Here is a 14807-nt window from a genome sequence, read left to right as displayed (position 1 = left end):
AACCTCCTGTCTGACGATTGAGAAGGTCCCAAGCGTCAGACAGGTCGGACAGATCGCAAAATGCGCATCGTTACGGCAGGCTCACTCCATCAGCCCAATGCGCCAATGCCGCGGAGCGGCTTCGTCCTTGGGCCGTTCGCGTCACCTCTCAATTTCTTAGGTTGAGCAACATCGATTGCAGAGCCTTCTGGGCCGTCTCGAGGTCTTGCGCGCCGATGTCCTTCGTCAGCTTCCGTTCCACCCCCGCGAGCGCACGGCGGGCTCCCGGTAGAAGCCCCCTGCCCTGTTCAGTCACCTCCACCACGATGCCCCGCGCGTCCTTGGGATCCGGGCTTCTAAGGACGAGGCCGTCACGCTCGGCCCGCTTCAGGATGGCTGCCATAGTGCTGCTCTCGATGTCGAGTTTCCGAGCCAGCGCTGTGGGGAAGCGGATCCCCTCCTTTTCGATCAGATCCAGGAGCGAGAACTGGGCCAGTGTGAGACCGCTCGCGCGGAGCGCCTCCGCGGCCTCGCGCGCGCTGGCGCGAGAGACAAGGGTCAGAAGATCCAGGGTTTCCTGCTGCTTGATATCGTCACTCATCGGCCTGCCCCCGTTTCATCGTGCCCGCCAGGTTGAAGAGCCCGGTTTGGTCCCTTCAGCAGATGCTAGCCCGCTCGACACATTGCAACAGGTTTTCGGTCCGTGGATGGTCTCTGAGACATCGAGAGCACGCAGGAGAGCTCTTTTCTGGGTCCAAACACGTTCGCTAGTCGGCTTAGTATTTGTTCCAAGAGGGGTTCCGAGCGCCTTCGTCGACCTGCCCTCTAATCGAAGGCCCCATTTTGCAACGCCCCGCGCACACAAGGGGGACTTCCGAAACAGCCCAAAAATGTTTGCTAGCTGGCTAGGTTATGTTCTGATGGGGTTCTACTCGCCTTTGATCAGCCGTTTGTTGGTCGCAGGGCCCTGCTTGCGGCTTCCAAAACCGTCATGAGCACCCATTTCCCGACGGAAGAACGTTTGCTAGTCGGCTAGCTTTTTATTGGAGCGGAGGTCTTGATGCCTTACAGTAGCCGGTCTCTTGTCGGAGGCCCCATTTTACAGGGTCCCGAACGCGCAAGGGGGCCTCCGAGATAGCCGATAAACGTTTGCTAGCTGGCTAGGTTTATATTCCAAGGGGCATTTATCGTCGCCGAGCCTGACATAGAGGGGTTCCAGAGCGCGCCTCGAGCCATTCCTGCAGGATACCTGAGACCCAAGCGGCGGTTGGGCGGCCTCAACCAGTCGCTTCCGATCGAAGATCCCCCCTGCCCCACCTGATCCGAAGCCGACCTTCCGTCACAGAGCCCCCTTTTGGGCCCCTTCCGAGAGCATCCAAGACATTTTCTCCGTTTTACCTTGACGGCTAGTCTTTTGACCCATATCTATGACATACCTAGCCATCACGCTTTCTCGGAGACACCCATGCAGACCGACACCCTGACCCCGCCCGCAATTCGCTTCCCGGTCCTGGGGGCCCTCGATGCCCCGATCCTTGCCGACCTGCGCAGCCGTCCTTCGCGGATCGCGCTTCGGTTCGCCGATCTTCTGACCGCCATGGATGTCCTGATTGCGGCTGATCGGGACATGATCGGCTTCTCGGGCGCGGACCCCGCGCTTGATGCATGGTTTCGGGATGCAGAACGCGCGTTGGAGCACACCCTGTCCGCTCTCGAGGCGCTGTTGGCCCAGTCGCCACGCGCACCCGGTGACATCGCCCTGATCCGGGTGGCGCGGCTGATCCGGAAGGTGATCCGGTCCTCCGATCCCGATCTGGTCGCGCGCCTGCGGCGGCGCGCAATCGAGACCCCGATGCGGTATCTCGTCCTCGATCTGCCCGGTCTCGATCCCGTGGTGAACCGGCTGATCCTGCAGGGCCTCTCCCGGTTCGAAGCCTATCTCGCGGTCGAAGACATGTCACAGGTCCCGGATCTCGGCCATGACGCGCCCGCGCCGTCTGATGTGACCGGTCCCGCCTTCTGAGCGCCAGGTTCGGCGCCCCCGCTTCTCTTCCCCCTAGCCCGCTGACCCGTTTTGCCCCGCCTCATGCCGATGCGGGGCCGGGTCTCCTTTTGCCTGATCAAACCACTGGAGGTCTGCCCATGACCGAGTTCACGCCCCCGACCCATCCCGATCCCGGATCCCAGGGATCCCTCACCGCACCTACGACCTTGATGCATGGTTCCTCCGTGCAGCCGCCCGATCACCCCGTGCCGCTGCATATCCCGCACCGGTCGCGCGATGTTGCGGCCGCCGACTGGCTCGGATTTCCGGCGCCGATCCCGGATCGCTGGGCCCAGGTGGCTGTGTCGAAGGGCTTCCGGATCGATCGCCGCATCCGGGATCGGTATCACGTGGCGCTGACCTGCCAGACCTGCGGCGGGCAGACCGCGAGCAAGGTCTACACCCTGATGACGGCAGAGCCCCGCTGCGGGGCCTGCGCCGAGCGCCGGATCCGGGATCTGGCAAAGGCTGCGGGGGTGGAGTTCCTGGTCCGTGATCCCGAAGATCACGTCTATGGCTGGTTCCGCGCCCCCTGCGGCCACGAGCTGCGCCGGCAGTTCGAGCTGATCGAGCGCGCCGCCGCGGGCATCTGCGGGGTGCGCTGCGAGACCTGCCATGCGGCGCGGGAGGCGGAGGAAGCCGAGGCGCAGGGCTGGACGCTGATCGGTCCCGATCCGTCCGGCGATCGGAACTACCGGATCTACCGCCACGGCTGCAGGCAGGAACAGCGCATCGCGCGGGCCAACATGCAGACCGGGCGCCTCGATTGCGGTGGCTGCGGCGAGAGCTGGGCGTCGAAGCCGAGCAACATCTACCTTGCCCGGATCGACCTGCCCGCCAGCGGCCTGCGGGTGCTGAAGCTCGGCTACAGCTCCAATCCGAAGCATCGGTTTCGGTATCAGCTCGGCTTGCCGCGCGATGCTGAGGTCGAGTTGTTGCGCCTATTGCCCATGCCCACGGGTCACGCCGCCTGCGCCGAGGAACGTCGAGCCAACACGCGGCTCGCGAAGCGGTATCCCGATGCCGTGATCCCGGTCGATGCATATGCCGGAGAGATCAATGTCGTCTCCGAGATCTATTGCCCGACGCTCCTCCCGGTGCTGCACAAGGTGCTCGATGGCATCGAAGCACGCATAAACCCGTCGGGAGCCAATTCCCACGCCGATCCGGGATCGGACATGCCGGACGGGGGAGAGGACGATGACCCCGCTCATGGCCCTGATGGCGGCAATGACGGTCGTTCTGGCAATAGCACCACCCCGTCATGATCCCGGATCAGGCATCCGCCTTTCGATCTGATCCTGGATCGTCGCAGCTGAAGCCCTCGGTTCAGGTGCCGATCCTGACTGTTGCGGCCTGTTCTGGGGCCGCCGCTGCCCCCCCCTTTTGGCTCGCTCCAGAGCCCTCCCTTCGCGCCGCGCTCGCGCGCCTGTCCTTGATTTCTTCCTTCCTACCGCCCCTTGCCTCGGAGGTTCGGCCCATGACCCACCGCCCTTTCCTTGCCACTGTCCCCGCCACCGGGCCTGTCCCTGCCTCTGCCCCGGGTCCGAGCGCCTCGGCGCAGGGCACGCCCCCCGAACCCCTTGCTTCTGATCCAAGCCTTGGGCCGCAGGCCCAAAACCCTTCCGCGCTTGCGCGGCCCATGTCTGACGCCGCGCCTGCGCGGCCCCTTTCCTCTGCCCCCGATCTTGCCGACGCGACAGCGGGATGGCAGGCGTTCGCGGAGCAGATCTTCGACAGGTTGGCAGAGCCAACACACGCGTTCTGGGCCTTCGAAGAGGCCCAGAACGCGGCGGAAGATGAAGAGGACAACGACGATACGGACAACGACGGCGATGACCTCGAAGCGGACGACCTGCCGGATCCGGAGACGGAGGTCGATGCGGGCGACAAGCATGACAGCCGGGACACCGACGGCGCCGTCGCTGGCTGCCCGCTGGACCATCCCGCCGGTGCGCCCGAGAAGGCGCCAACCGGTCTCGAACAGTGCGGAACGGATAACGACGCCACGGGCACGCCCGCGGAGGCCCCTGACGACGATCCGGATTGGGATCACCCGACGGACAACAGCCCGCCCGAAGACCCGCTGGCGTGGCTCGACCCCGAACAGATCCCGGGCCTGTCCACGCTTCCCATTCCCCCGATCCCGCCGCACCGCAACCCGCGCGAGGGCTTGATCCCGCGCCTGCTTCCGGCGCTCTCCGTGCTCCGCCTTGGGAAGACCTTCGGATCGCTCGAGAGCCTCCGCGACCGGCTCCTCGCCCGTGGTGCCATCACCGTGATCGCCACCGGCGAGGCCGCGCTCGACAGAAGCATCGAGGGCGTGCTGTCGGCCATTCTGTCGGATCGGCCGAGGTCCGCGCCCGCGCTCTTCGTCGACATGATCGCGGATGTCCTCGAACATGGCTCGTCGCAGAAGGGGAGCTTTCCGGGGCTGCGCGAGCCGCTCCAGACCGCGCTCCTGCGCGGGCGCAGCGTGGCCCTCGTCGCCGCCGAGGCGTTCGACCTGCCGAAGCCCGTTGCAGGGCTCGTGCCCGAGATCATCCCGCTCGCGCCGCTCGATCGGCAGATCCTGCTCCACGCCCTCCGTCTGATCCGCCCGGACATCCTGGATCTCGGACCCTACGACCTGCCAGAGGACGCCACCTTGGCCGGGCTGTCCCTTGCTTCGCTGGCTCTCGCCTTCCGGTCGCCGGATGGACCGAGCCTCGCGCGCCGCCTCGAACAGGCACCGGAGACCTCGCCCGCCGGACCCAAGCCTGGCCCGGGCCTGCACGACTTCCCCCTCCCCCAACCCGTCCGCGATGCCGTCGATCAGCTGCTCGCGGATCTCGAGGATTGGCAGCAGGGCCGCCTGCCGTGGAAAGACGTCACGCGCGGCTTCTTGCTCTATGGACCACCCGGCAGCGGCAAGACCGAGCTCGCGCGGTTGATCGCCCAGGACGCCGGCATCAGCTTCCATGCGAGTTCGCTGGCGAAACTGCAGTCCAGCGGCTCCCGTGGGTCAGAGGTCATCCGCGAGCTGCGCGCCCTCTTCGCCGAGGCGGCCAAGACCGCGCCATCCATCATCTTCCTCGATGAACTCGACGCCTGGGGCGACCGCGCCCGCCCGCAGGATCATAACAGTTCCTGGACGGATCTGGTCGTGGCGGGCCTGCTCGAATGCCTCGACGGGTTCGATGCCATGGAAGGCCTGCTGACCATCGCCGCGACGAATTACCCGAACAAGATCGACGCGGCGCTGCGGAGGCCAGGCAGGTTCGACCGGCTTCTGACGCTCGCGCATCCCGATCCCGATCAGCTGCCTGCCGCCCTCCGCTGGCATCTTGGGGGCGCCCTTGCCGAAGCCGACCTCACTCCCCTCGCTCTACAGTGCATCGGCATGTCCGGCGCCGACATCGCCCGCCTCGTCCGCGGAGCCCGCGCGCTGGCCCGCCGGCAGCGCGAACCCCTCGCGCTGCGCCATTTCGAGGCCAGCCTTGCCGAAACCCGCCCGCCCCTCGACGAGGCCCTCCGCTGGCGCATCGCCGTGCATGAGGCCGGACATGCCATCGCGGCACATGCCACCGGCCACGGCACGCCGCGACGTATAGCGATCCACGCCGCAGGCGGGTTCGCCGAAACCCCGCGCGTTGCCACTTCTGCGACGCGGGCCGAGTTCGAGGCCGTCCTCATCACCCTGCTTGCCGGTCGCGCCGCTGAGAAGGTGGTCTTGGGTGAAGTCTCGGCTGGTGCGGGCGGGCCGGAGGACAGCGACCTGGCCAAGGCCACCGAACTCGCGACTGCACTCGAGGTCAGTTTCTGCCTAGCCGATGGCCTCGTCTGGCGAGGACCGCCAGATCAGGCCACACAGCTCCTCAAGTCAGATGCAGACTTGCGCGGTAGGGTTGAAGAAAGGCTCCGCAACGCAGAGGCTCAGGCATCGAGAATCCTGGAACAGAGCAAGGGGGGACTTGGATCGTTGGCTCGAACGCTTGATGAGAACAGCCTGCTCGAAAACGAAGAGCTGGCACGACACCTCGAGGAGGCTTGTAAGACCAGCAGGTCTTGATCAAAAACTGTATCACTCGACTGTATCACCTCACTGTATCACCAACCACCGCCCGCGAGAATAAAGCATAACCTTTTCAATGCCTTGATCGGCTTCCCGAAAATGGCTCCGTTCCCTACCGCCGGAGCCAAATCACCTATATCGTGTTGAAAAGACACGACTTCCAAAACCCGCTTCGGCGAGTTTAGGAAAGTAAGGGTTGCCCGCAAAGCTCCGCGCCAGGCCCCGTTGTCCGACCCGCCCCAAAAGGCAAGAACCAAACCCGGAGTCTCGCTCACGCTGGATAATGGTTGGGGCAACGTCACGGTTCGCCGCCGCGATACGGCATGGAAATCTTGGAACTATCGAGACATGTCAATCCAAAGAGACCGATCCGGGCGCTTTGCCGTGTTGTAACACGGGCAAGCCGCGCGGTAGGCCGAATGGTAACCGGCGGAGGGACTTTTCGGTGAAAAACATATTCGGAATTATAGGTCACACGACGAAGACGTTGGCGATCGCTCTGTCCGCCCTGGCAGTCTCGATACTGCCCGCTTCGGCGAATGACCCGGAAGAAGTCGTCTGCGGAGAACCGCTCGGTGACATCGAGGAACTCACATTGCGTATCCTCGAAGGGGCAACCGAGGACGAGGTGCGCAACGCATTCATCCGTCTGAACGCGCTCAGCGACAGTGGCGTGGAAGCCGCGATAAATGCCTACAACTCGTTGGCAGCTGCAGACGATCAGCCAGCGACGATAAGCATGCTCGTGAACGACACAGCGACCTGTGTTCGCCTGGTCGTCATCTGACCTCACACCCGGGAAAGGGGTAATCATGCATCGCACGATCTGCAGCGGCCTTTGCGTCGCTCTTGGCATGCAATTTGCGACGCCGGCGCTTGCCGATGACACCGGGTTCGAGGTGATTGTCATTGGCGAGCGGTCTGGCAATGACTCCGATTACTCGGCGCTGAGTGTCCGGATGCCGTTGAGCGCGTCGGCAGGCAACGACGGGCGAACCGCTGTCGAGGGGCTGCGCCTGCGCTTCGATGTTGCCCGGTCGAATTACGATACCGGGTACGACGGGGTTCCGGGCGGTGGCGCGTCGACCACGTCGCGCCTGTTGTTGTCGTATGGCTTGCCCCTGTCCGAAATGACCACGCTGACGTTGATCGGCGGCATTTCGCACCGTGAAACACAGGTTCGTCCGGTCACGAAAAGTTCTCCGGCTGATCTGGACCGGACCGGGCTGTTTGTGGCGGCAGAACTGGAAGTTGTGTTCTCCGCCTCGAGTGATCTGCAGCTCCTTGTGGAACATGACGGAACCGCCGGTGATTTCGCGGCGTTGACCTATCTTCACGGTATCGGTTCGGTCCGGATCGGTCCCACCTTCAGTTACTATTCCGAAGACGATTACGAGGTATCCCGCGCTGGGGTCGTGGCAGCGGTCGATATCGCCGAGGACGCCGAGTTGCGCCTCACGGCCACGCAGGGCTGGCCTTCGCTCTCGGGCGCGTCGGCTGACGAAGTGTCTTCTGTCCAGGTCCAGTTGCGCCTCGCATTCTGAAACAGGGTGCTGCCGTGACGGAACAAATCGTACCCCCTGTACCCGGTGACGGGTCGGGGCCCGATACGTCAGGCCTGGCTCCAAGGCTTGACTACCGGGATTTCCAGCGAACGGCCTTGATACTTTCCGGTTACCGGTCCGGCTCGCACATGCTGAAGCTGTCGCTTGCCGGGCTGGCGCAGATGTCGGGGCCGCCCGAGCCGTTGAACACCGGTATTGCCGGGGGTGGAACCTTCACGCTTGGGGACATGCTGGCGGCGGGTGGGCCACGGTCGTCCTTGCTCACCCATGCCCCTGCGGCATTGCATGAATTCCTCGCCCGCTTTTTCGCCACGACGGAATCCGAGCGAAAGATCCTGTTCGACGTGAAGTACCCGCAAGCCTTCGCGTTCGGTGTGAATGGCGACATGGACCTGCCTATGCCCGTGCCGGTGGTGTTGCAGGAATTCGCCAAGCTGGGTGTTCCGGTCATTCACCTGACACGCCGGGATGTGGTGGCACAGGCGATGTCCTTGCTCGTGGCCGAGCGCAGCGGTGTCTACCTGACGCGGACGGGCGAAGACCCTGGTGACGGGTACGTCCCTATCCGCCTGTCGCCGAAGGATGTGTTGACCGCGGCGCGCCGGTTTCACCACTCACGGGTTCACTTCGAAACGGTGTTGTCCACGCTTGGCATGCGGGTGCTTCCGCTTCGCTACGAAGATCTCTCGTCCGAGACCGGCATCGACGTATTGCGCTCGGCGCTGCGGTTTCTTGGCCGTTATGCCGATGTGCCAGCCGGGTTCAACGTACCGACCCGACGCCAGTCAAGCGAGGCTTCGGTGATCAATGCGGATGACGTCCGGGCCTTTGTAAGCGCGCGCGCGCCTGAGTTGCAGGTGCCGTGACGCGCCATTCGTTATCATTCGGGAAACCAGCATCATGACCGCCAAACATTTCGAGCAGATCATCGTTCATGTCGGGCAGCACAAGACCGGCACTACGCATATCCAGACCACGATGAACGCCAATTCCGATTACCTGCTTTCACGCGGGGTATACTACCCGTCGGTTATCGAGGGCGTGACCGGTCACCACGGTCTCGTAAGGCAGTTCTACGATCCCTCGGACAAGGCACTTGAAAAAGCTTTCTTTGGCTCGCCGGGTGATGATGAACTGATCTTGTCCGCGCTCGAGACACAGACGGACGCACGGATTGCGGTTCTGAGTTCCGAGGGGCTGCTAACCAATCTCGGAGCAAACATTGAAAGAATGCGTGCTCTGGATGAGCGGCTGTGTCGATTGGCCAAATCAGTCCGCTACGTTGCGTATCTTCGGGACCCGGTGAGCGGGTTTCCAAGTGCATGTAGCCAGGCCTTGATACGATCCGCGATTTTGCCGCGCTCAAACTGGGCATTCAAGCTATCTCTGTCGCCATTGATCAAGCTCCACGGACTTGTTGGAGACCGGTTGGATGTCAGGGTCTATGATCGTACGGCTTTTCCGGGCGGCGACGTGATGGAAGATTTCCTTGCCGGCGCAATCGGAGTGGATATTCGCGCGGCAGATCTTGCGGCGTCCGCATCCAATTCCAACGTGTCTCTCTCCGCCGAAGGCATGTACCTCGTGCAATCCATCGCATTTGCCCGGCAGCTGACAGACCCCCGAAACTTTCCAGTCCACCACGCAGATACGCTTCAGTGGGCACAGTTTCTGCGTCGCGTTGGGTCCAGGCAGAATGATCATCGAAGCGCCCGGATGAAGCCCGGTATCGCCGAGTTGATTGTCTCTGCATCCGTGGACGAGATGAACGAACTGCGGAAGACATTCGGGATGGATTTTGGCCTGCCTTCAGGCGGTTCGCTTGATCGGGAAAAGAGTAGACCTTTGTACTATCAACTCGTGCGTAACGTGTTCGTGGTGGACCCCGACCGCACGGTGGCTCTGGCCGAGACAGTGCGCAACCATCCGAAATGTCCCGATGCGCTGCGTGATGCACTCGCGCGGGTGACGATGCCTGCGGAATGATCGAGACACTCCGATTGCGACTGCCGGGGCTGCTCGTACGCTTTGCCGGGCGGTTCTCTCGCAAACGAGCAGGTGCCGTGCCTACGCCGGTGCCGGACGTATGGCGCAGCGTCGCGCGCGCTCTGGATGGGCGTGATGCGGATACGGCGTTCGCGCTTCTGGGCGGCGTCTTGCCGGACCCTTCGGACGACCGGCAAGTCCGGCTCTACCTGACGCTGTGGCGGCATGCTCTGTCGATCCGCTTTTCCGACATGCCTGTCTCGTTCGACCTTGCGACCGCATGGCTTGACCTCGTGCAGCGTGCGCTGGAAGGCGGTGACCCTTGGCCAGTGCTCCGGGATTTCGATCTGACGGGCGCCGAGATCGGCCGGCATGCGGCCGCCCGGATCCTGGTCGGCGTCTTGCGCGCCCGGATGGCAAAGGCCGATGCCGGTCTGAAATCCATGGCGCTGGTCCTGGCCTTGGATGCCGGAGAGACCGATGCAGCGGAGATGTTGCTGACATACTTGCTGGCGGCTGATCGTGACTTTGTCCCGGGTGCCTGGCAGGTTCATGCACTCATGCGCTTGTGGAACCTGCGCGAAGAGACGGCTGTCGTGGATCGGATGGAGGGCCTTCTCGAGAGAGCAGGCCGGACCGAGCTTCGCGCGCTGTGGTCAATCCTGCGCAGGCTGATCCGGCAGCGCGATGCAGCCGGTGCCATGGACGAAGCACGCGCGCTGACCGATCCCGCCCAATGCGCGGTTCTCGCGGATTATCTGACCGGGGCCGCCCAGCACCCTGATACCATGGCGCACGCCGTCGGGATCCACGATGCGCTGGCTCCGCCTGACGCGGTACCCGAGCGGCACTTGATGCAGGCCCGCCGCGCAGTCGCACAAGGTGACTGGACCAAGGCATTGGCCCTGACGGAAAAGCTCCTCGACCATCCCGAGCTGAACCTTCCGGCGGTCTGCCTTCGCGCCATGGCGCTCGGGATGACGGACGACCATGACAATGCCGCAGCCGCGGTACGCCATGTGCGGCATAGCGCCGGGGCACCATGGTTCCTGCGTGGGCGGGCCGCTCTGATCTCTGTATCGCTGGCCGCGGCGCGCGACGGAGCAAAGTCCCCGCTGACCCTTGCCGGGCCCAGCCTGCAGCCTGGCAGCGGGCGCCCGCTCGCGCAGTCGTTGTGGGTCGGTCCCAGGCTGCGATGGATCGAGCAGATGTCGATGCAGTCCTTCCTGCTGAATGGATGGCGCTACAAGCTTTACGTCTATGATGAGCCTGAGGGCGTGCCGGAGGGTGTCGAGCTGGCCGATGCCTCGGCGATCCTGCCGCGCGACGCGATCTTCATCGAGGGACAGGGAAGCGGCGCGCATCGCGGCTCTCTGGGGGCGTTCTCGGACCTTTTCCGCTACGCGCTGCTGGTGCGTCGCGGCGGCTTCTGGACGGATACCGATGTCATCAACCTCGATCTCTTCGAGCCCGAGGGGGCGCGACTGATCGCAAGTGAATGGACGGATGCCGGTTTGATCGGCCCGAACGGCGCACAGATGGCGGCACCGCCCGACGACCCCCTGCAACGCACCGCCCTCGCCGCTGCAGAAGAGCTGCGCGCCGGCAAGGACATGCATTTCGCGCAGATCGGGCCGGAGCTGCTGGCGCAACTTCTGGCTGCCGGAGGACACAAGGATTACGACCTGATGCCCCCAGACTTCCTGAACCCGATCGGGTGGATGCAGACAGGACAGTTGCTTGCGCCCTTCGACACGATGCGCAGGGCACCATGCCTGTCGGCGGCGCGCAACATCCACGTCTACACCGAAACCTGGCGGCTGATCGGCCTTGGACTGGACACACCGCCGCCCGCGCAGAGTTTTCTCGGAACCCTTCGCGCGCGCCTCGCCGAGGCGACCGCGCCACGCCCCGATCTTGTACGAACCCTGCTGGCGATGTCATGACGGAACATCCTCATTCGATCGCGCCGGCGCACCCCCCGCAGGCGCCAGGGCACGACGCCGTCCAATGGACCGCGGTCGCGGCAGACGATGGGGTGCTGGGCGCCCGTGTTGCCGCCCAAACCGACATCGCGGTGTTGCGAACCATGCTGGCCGCAATGCGCAAGAGCGGCAACCTTCGATGGGTGGTTGCAATTGCTGATCGTATTGCCGCCCTGTCGCCGGCCCCTGCCGAGCTTGCGACACATATCCGGGCACGGTTGGGCGCACGCGACTTCCAGCGGGCGCGCGCGCTTTTCGCTGACCTTCCGGCCGAATTCCCGTCGAAGGAACGGCGTCGGCTTGCGGTTGACCTTGCCGAGGCCGAGGGCAATGCCGAGGCCATGTGCAACCTGCGCAACGAGATGGCCGCTGCCGAAGCAGGCAGTCAGGTCGAGCTGATCTTGCGCGAAGCGGCCATAAGGCTGGGATGTGGCGATCTCGACGCCGCCACGCGGACCCTCGACGAGGCCCGCCAGAAGGACGCACCTGCCGCCGCGCTGGCCGTGCTCGACGTCCGGTTGAGCCTTTTGACCGATGGCCCGGCGGCGGCGCTGGCCGTCCTCGACGCCCGCTCCGAAATCCTGTCTCCGTCGTCGGCCCAGACGCGCGCGCTCCGCCTTCGGCTGTTGAATGCACGCGGCCGGTGGCGCGAAGCAACGGACCTCGCGCTTGGGTGGATCTCCGAGGATGCGAGCCTGACGCTCCCGCCGTCCGACGACATGCTCGCACAGGCCCTTCACGCGGCGATGATGGCGGACCGTCTGTCCGACCTGCAGGCGCGACTGCGCGACATCGAGAGCCGCTTTCCCGGGCATCCCGCGCTTGTCGAAACGCTGTGCATCGGTGCGATCGAGGAAGACGACGCCCTCCTTGTCGAGGAGATGATGGAGAAGATGCGGCAGATGGATCGCTGGCGCTGGCTCGTTCTTGCGCTGCGACATGCCTGCCATACCGGGGCCACCGCCGAAGTCGATGCACTGCGCGCGCTCTTGCGAAGCGAGGGGTGCTTTTGGCCCGGCCCTGACGTGATGACGGCGCTGTTTTCCTATTATTTCGAGGTGACTTCCGATCGCATGGCCCTCCTGCTGGACGAGATGGGGCCCCTGTTCGATCGCAGCCTCGAAGATCCCGGCCTGCAGGCGCTGCGACTGCGAATGGAAATCGCCCTGAACCGCGACAAGGACGCGCGACGCCATCTCGAGACGCTGCCGCACGGTCTTCGACAGTGCGCCGAGTTGACGCCCTTCGGGATGTATTTCGCGGCCAAGGACGGACATGATGAGGGAGCACGCGACGGGTGGCGGCGCTGGATCGCCGACACCGCGCCGACCGCCACGGACGCGTGCGCGTCCCATCCCGAGACCAGGGTGCTGCGGTTCACGGGTCATCCCGGAGAGATCCTGTGTTTTGTCTGTGTCTACAACGGGATCGAGTATGTTGATTGGTTCCTGGAGCATTACCGTCGGCTGGGAGTCGACCACTTCTTTTTCTGCGACAACGCCTCGACGGACGGGACCGCCGAACGGCTTCTCGAACAACCCGATGTGTCTCTCTTCCACGCGCCGGGCAGTTTCGCGGCGTCGGGCTGCGGGATCTTCTGGATCAATCACCTCATGCGCCGGTTCGGAGTGGGTCATTGGTGCATTCACGTGGACATGGACGAAGCTTTGGTCTTCGCGGGGGTCGACCGGGGCCGCGACCTGCATGATCTGACGCGCTATCTCGATGCACAGGGACATGGCTGCACCGAAGCGGCGATGATAGACATGGTGCCGCCTGGCTTCCCCCGCGATACCGGCCCGGGTCCGGTCGATTTCGTGCAGAGCAGCTGCTTCGACGCGGATCTGGTCAGGATGCCTTGCGAACTTCCGCCCTATTCGTTCATCAAGGGCGGCGTGCGGTCACGGATGACAGGGCGCAGCTTGCTGATGACCAAGTCGCCGCTTGTGCGGATGACACCGGATTTCGCGTATCTCGTGAACAATCACCACCATACCCACGTGCCGGTATCGGACCTCAGGACAGCCGTGTTGCACTTCAAGTTCATCGGCGCGTACCGCGACCGTCTGGCCGATGCGATCGCGCGTCGTGAGCATTTTCAGGGAGCTCGGTTCTACCGGCAGCTTGACCGAAGTCTCGGTGCACCCTCTGCGTCCAGTGTGTCGAATGCTCTCATTGAGTACGACGGTCCCGCCCAACTCGTCTCACTGGGGCTGATGCACAGTAGCCCGGGTTGGGATGCGCCGCTGCCGCACGAACAACCGGCCGGGCAAGACCAGCCGCGTTAGCGTGGCGCGAGCCGTCATGGATCATGTGCCCTGCGCGACGCATGACGCGGCGTTGGGACGTGTCCCACCGGGTGATGCAGGAGGCCGGGCGCGAAGCCCTTGGCGCAGCGCAGCGCGCGGCCGTGGGTGACGCCGGTGGTAACAGCCGGTTTTCGGAAAAGGTTCGGGTTGCAAGACCTGGGACCTGAAACGAAGGTGACGATGTCCCCGCGTCGGGCAGGAAGCGGCCGTTCGGATCATGGCTCCTTTGGCCGGGCCCATTGTGGCGGGCGGTCGGTTTTGGTCACGTCCGTCAAGCTGGTGTAATTTCCCTGATGGCCTGAGGGCATGATCAGGCGGCTTTCGTGTTTATGCTGAGAATGGGGTCGATCTCCTCGGTGTCGATCTGAGCGAAGGCTTCGACCATCATGTAGCGGCTCGAGGTCTGCCATTCGTCGTTCTGCTCGAACAGCACGGCACCGATCAGCCGCATGATGGAGGCTTCGTTCGGGAAGATCCCGACGACATCGGCGCGGCGCTTCACCTCCTTGTTCAGTCGCTCGATCGGGTTCGTGGAGTGCAGCTTGGTGCGATGCTGGCGGGGGAAGGACATGTAGGCCAGGACGTCGTGCTCGCTCGCGTCCATCAGGTCGGCCAGCTTGGGCCAACGCGGCCGCAGCTGCTCGGAGACCTTGCGCCAGGTCTCGCCGGCATGGGCGCGGTCGGGCTGGTCGAAGGCCTGCCGGATCGCGGCGGCGACGACGGTGTGCTGGCCGCGGGAGACATGGGCCAGCGCATTTCTCATCCAGTGAACGCGGCAGCGCTGCCAGGTGGCCTCGAAGACCCGGGCGATGGCCGCCTTGAGGCCAGTGTGAGCGTCGCTGATCACCAGCCTGACCCCGCCAAGGCCGCGGGCGCGCAGGGAGC

Annotated in this window: 11 protein-coding genes; 9 read left to right on the top strand and 2 right to left on the bottom strand. The window is 64.2% G+C overall.

The features are described 5' to 3' along the window. Nucleotides 1–148 precede the first annotated feature (148 nt). On the bottom strand, nt 149–580 hold the full coding sequence (locus QQK83_RS16870; RefSeq protein WP_284266220.1) for a MarR family winged helix-turn-helix transcriptional regulator: 432 nt from the start codon (nt 578–580) through the stop codon (nt 149–151). 864 nt (nt 581–1444) lie between these two features. Between QQK83_RS16870 and QQK83_RS16865 the strand changes: the two genes are divergently transcribed. The 9 genes from QQK83_RS16865 (at nt 1445) to QQK83_RS16825 (ending at nt 13901) form a co-directional block, all read left to right on the top strand. Further along, the gene (locus tag QQK83_RS16865) at nt 1445–2002 is read left to right on the top strand and encodes a hypothetical protein (protein WP_284266218.1); all 558 of its coding nucleotides are present in this window, start codon (nt 1445–1447) and stop codon (nt 2000–2002) included. Nucleotides 2003–2121: 119 nt separating this feature from the next. Then, nucleotides 2122–3291 (top strand): GIY-YIG nuclease family protein, encoded by a 1170-nt coding sequence (locus QQK83_RS16860; protein ID WP_284266216.1) that lies wholly within the window; start codon nt 2122–2124, stop codon nt 3289–3291. A 374-nt stretch (nt 3292–3665) separates the two neighbouring features. Then, nucleotides 3666–6074, top strand: coding sequence for an AAA family ATPase (locus QQK83_RS16855; protein WP_284266214.1), 2409 nt, complete (start codon nt 3666–3668; stop codon nt 6072–6074). Nucleotides 6075–6522: 448 nt separating this feature from the next. Beyond that, nucleotides 6523–6864 carry a hypothetical protein gene (locus tag QQK83_RS16850; RefSeq protein ID WP_284266212.1) on the top strand — a complete coding sequence of 114 codons (342 nt, stop codon included), beginning with the start codon at nt 6523–6525 and terminating at the stop codon, nt 6862–6864. A gap of 25 nt (nt 6865–6889) precedes the next feature. Further along, nucleotides 6890–7621, top strand: coding sequence for a hypothetical protein (locus QQK83_RS16845; RefSeq protein WP_284266210.1), 732 nt, complete (start codon nt 6890–6892; stop codon nt 7619–7621). Between the two features lie 149 nt (nt 7622–7770). Then, on the top strand, nt 7771–8508 hold the full coding sequence (locus tag QQK83_RS16840; protein ID WP_284266208.1) for a sulfotransferase family protein: 738 nt from the start codon (nt 7771–7773) through the stop codon (nt 8506–8508). Nucleotides 8509–8542: 34 nt separating this feature from the next. Next, complete coding sequence (locus QQK83_RS16835) at nt 8543–9628, top strand: hypothetical protein (RefSeq protein WP_284266207.1); 1086 nt, start codon at nt 8543–8545, stop codon at nt 9626–9628. Continuing rightward, nucleotides 9625–11574, top strand: coding sequence for a glycosyltransferase (locus QQK83_RS16830; protein ID WP_284266205.1), 1950 nt, complete (start codon nt 9625–9627; stop codon nt 11572–11574). The genes QQK83_RS16835 and QQK83_RS16830 overlap by 4 nt, the downstream gene beginning before the upstream one ends. Further along, entirely contained in the window at nt 11571–13901 is a 2331-nt protein-coding gene (locus QQK83_RS16825; protein WP_284266203.1) for a glycosyltransferase family 2 protein, read from the top strand. The genes QQK83_RS16830 and QQK83_RS16825 overlap by 4 nt, the downstream gene beginning before the upstream one ends. A gap of 331 nt (nt 13902–14232) precedes the next feature. Here QQK83_RS16825 and QQK83_RS16820 read toward each other — a convergent pair. After that, nucleotides 14233–14807, bottom strand: a 575-nt coding sequence (locus QQK83_RS16820; RefSeq protein WP_284266201.1) for an IS256 family transposase, incomplete at its 5' end; no start/stop codon positions are given.

The sequence above is a fragment of the Roseicyclus amphidinii genome, assembly GCF_030163755.1.
GTDB lineage: Bacteria > Pseudomonadota > Alphaproteobacteria > Rhodobacterales > Rhodobacteraceae > Roseicyclus > Roseicyclus amphidinii.
This window is presented reverse-complemented; position numbering and strand designations above follow the sequence as displayed.

Excerpts from the sequence above, each read along its gene's own strand:
- QQK83_RS16870 (WP_284266220.1), bottom strand. The coding sequence starts at position 580 with ATGAGTGACGATATCAAGCAGCAGGAAACCCTGGATCTTCTGACCCTT.
- QQK83_RS16865 (WP_284266218.1), top strand. The coding sequence starts at position 1,445 with ATGCAGACCGACACCCTGACCCCGCCCGCAATTCGCTTCCCGGTCCTG.
- QQK83_RS16860 (WP_284266216.1), top strand. The coding sequence starts at position 2,122 with ATGACCGAGTTCACGCCCCCGACCCATCCCGATCCCGGATCCCAGGGA.
- QQK83_RS16855 (WP_284266214.1), top strand. The coding sequence starts at position 3,666 with ATGTCTGACGCCGCGCCTGCGCGGCCCCTTTCCTCTGCCCCCGATCTT.
- QQK83_RS16845 (WP_284266210.1), top strand. The coding sequence starts at position 6,890 with ATGCATCGCACGATCTGCAGCGGCCTTTGCGTCGCTCTTGGCATGCAA.
- QQK83_RS16840 (WP_284266208.1), top strand. The coding sequence starts at position 7,771 with ATGCTGAAGCTGTCGCTTGCCGGGCTGGCGCAGATGTCGGGGCCGCCC.
- QQK83_RS16835 (WP_284266207.1), top strand. The coding sequence starts at position 8,543 with ATGACCGCCAAACATTTCGAGCAGATCATCGTTCATGTCGGGCAGCAC.
- QQK83_RS16830 (WP_284266205.1), top strand. The coding sequence starts at position 9,625 with ATGATCGAGACACTCCGATTGCGACTGCCGGGGCTGCTCGTACGCTTT.
- QQK83_RS16825 (WP_284266203.1), top strand. The coding sequence starts at position 11,571 with ATGACGGAACATCCTCATTCGATCGCGCCGGCGCACCCCCCGCAGGCG.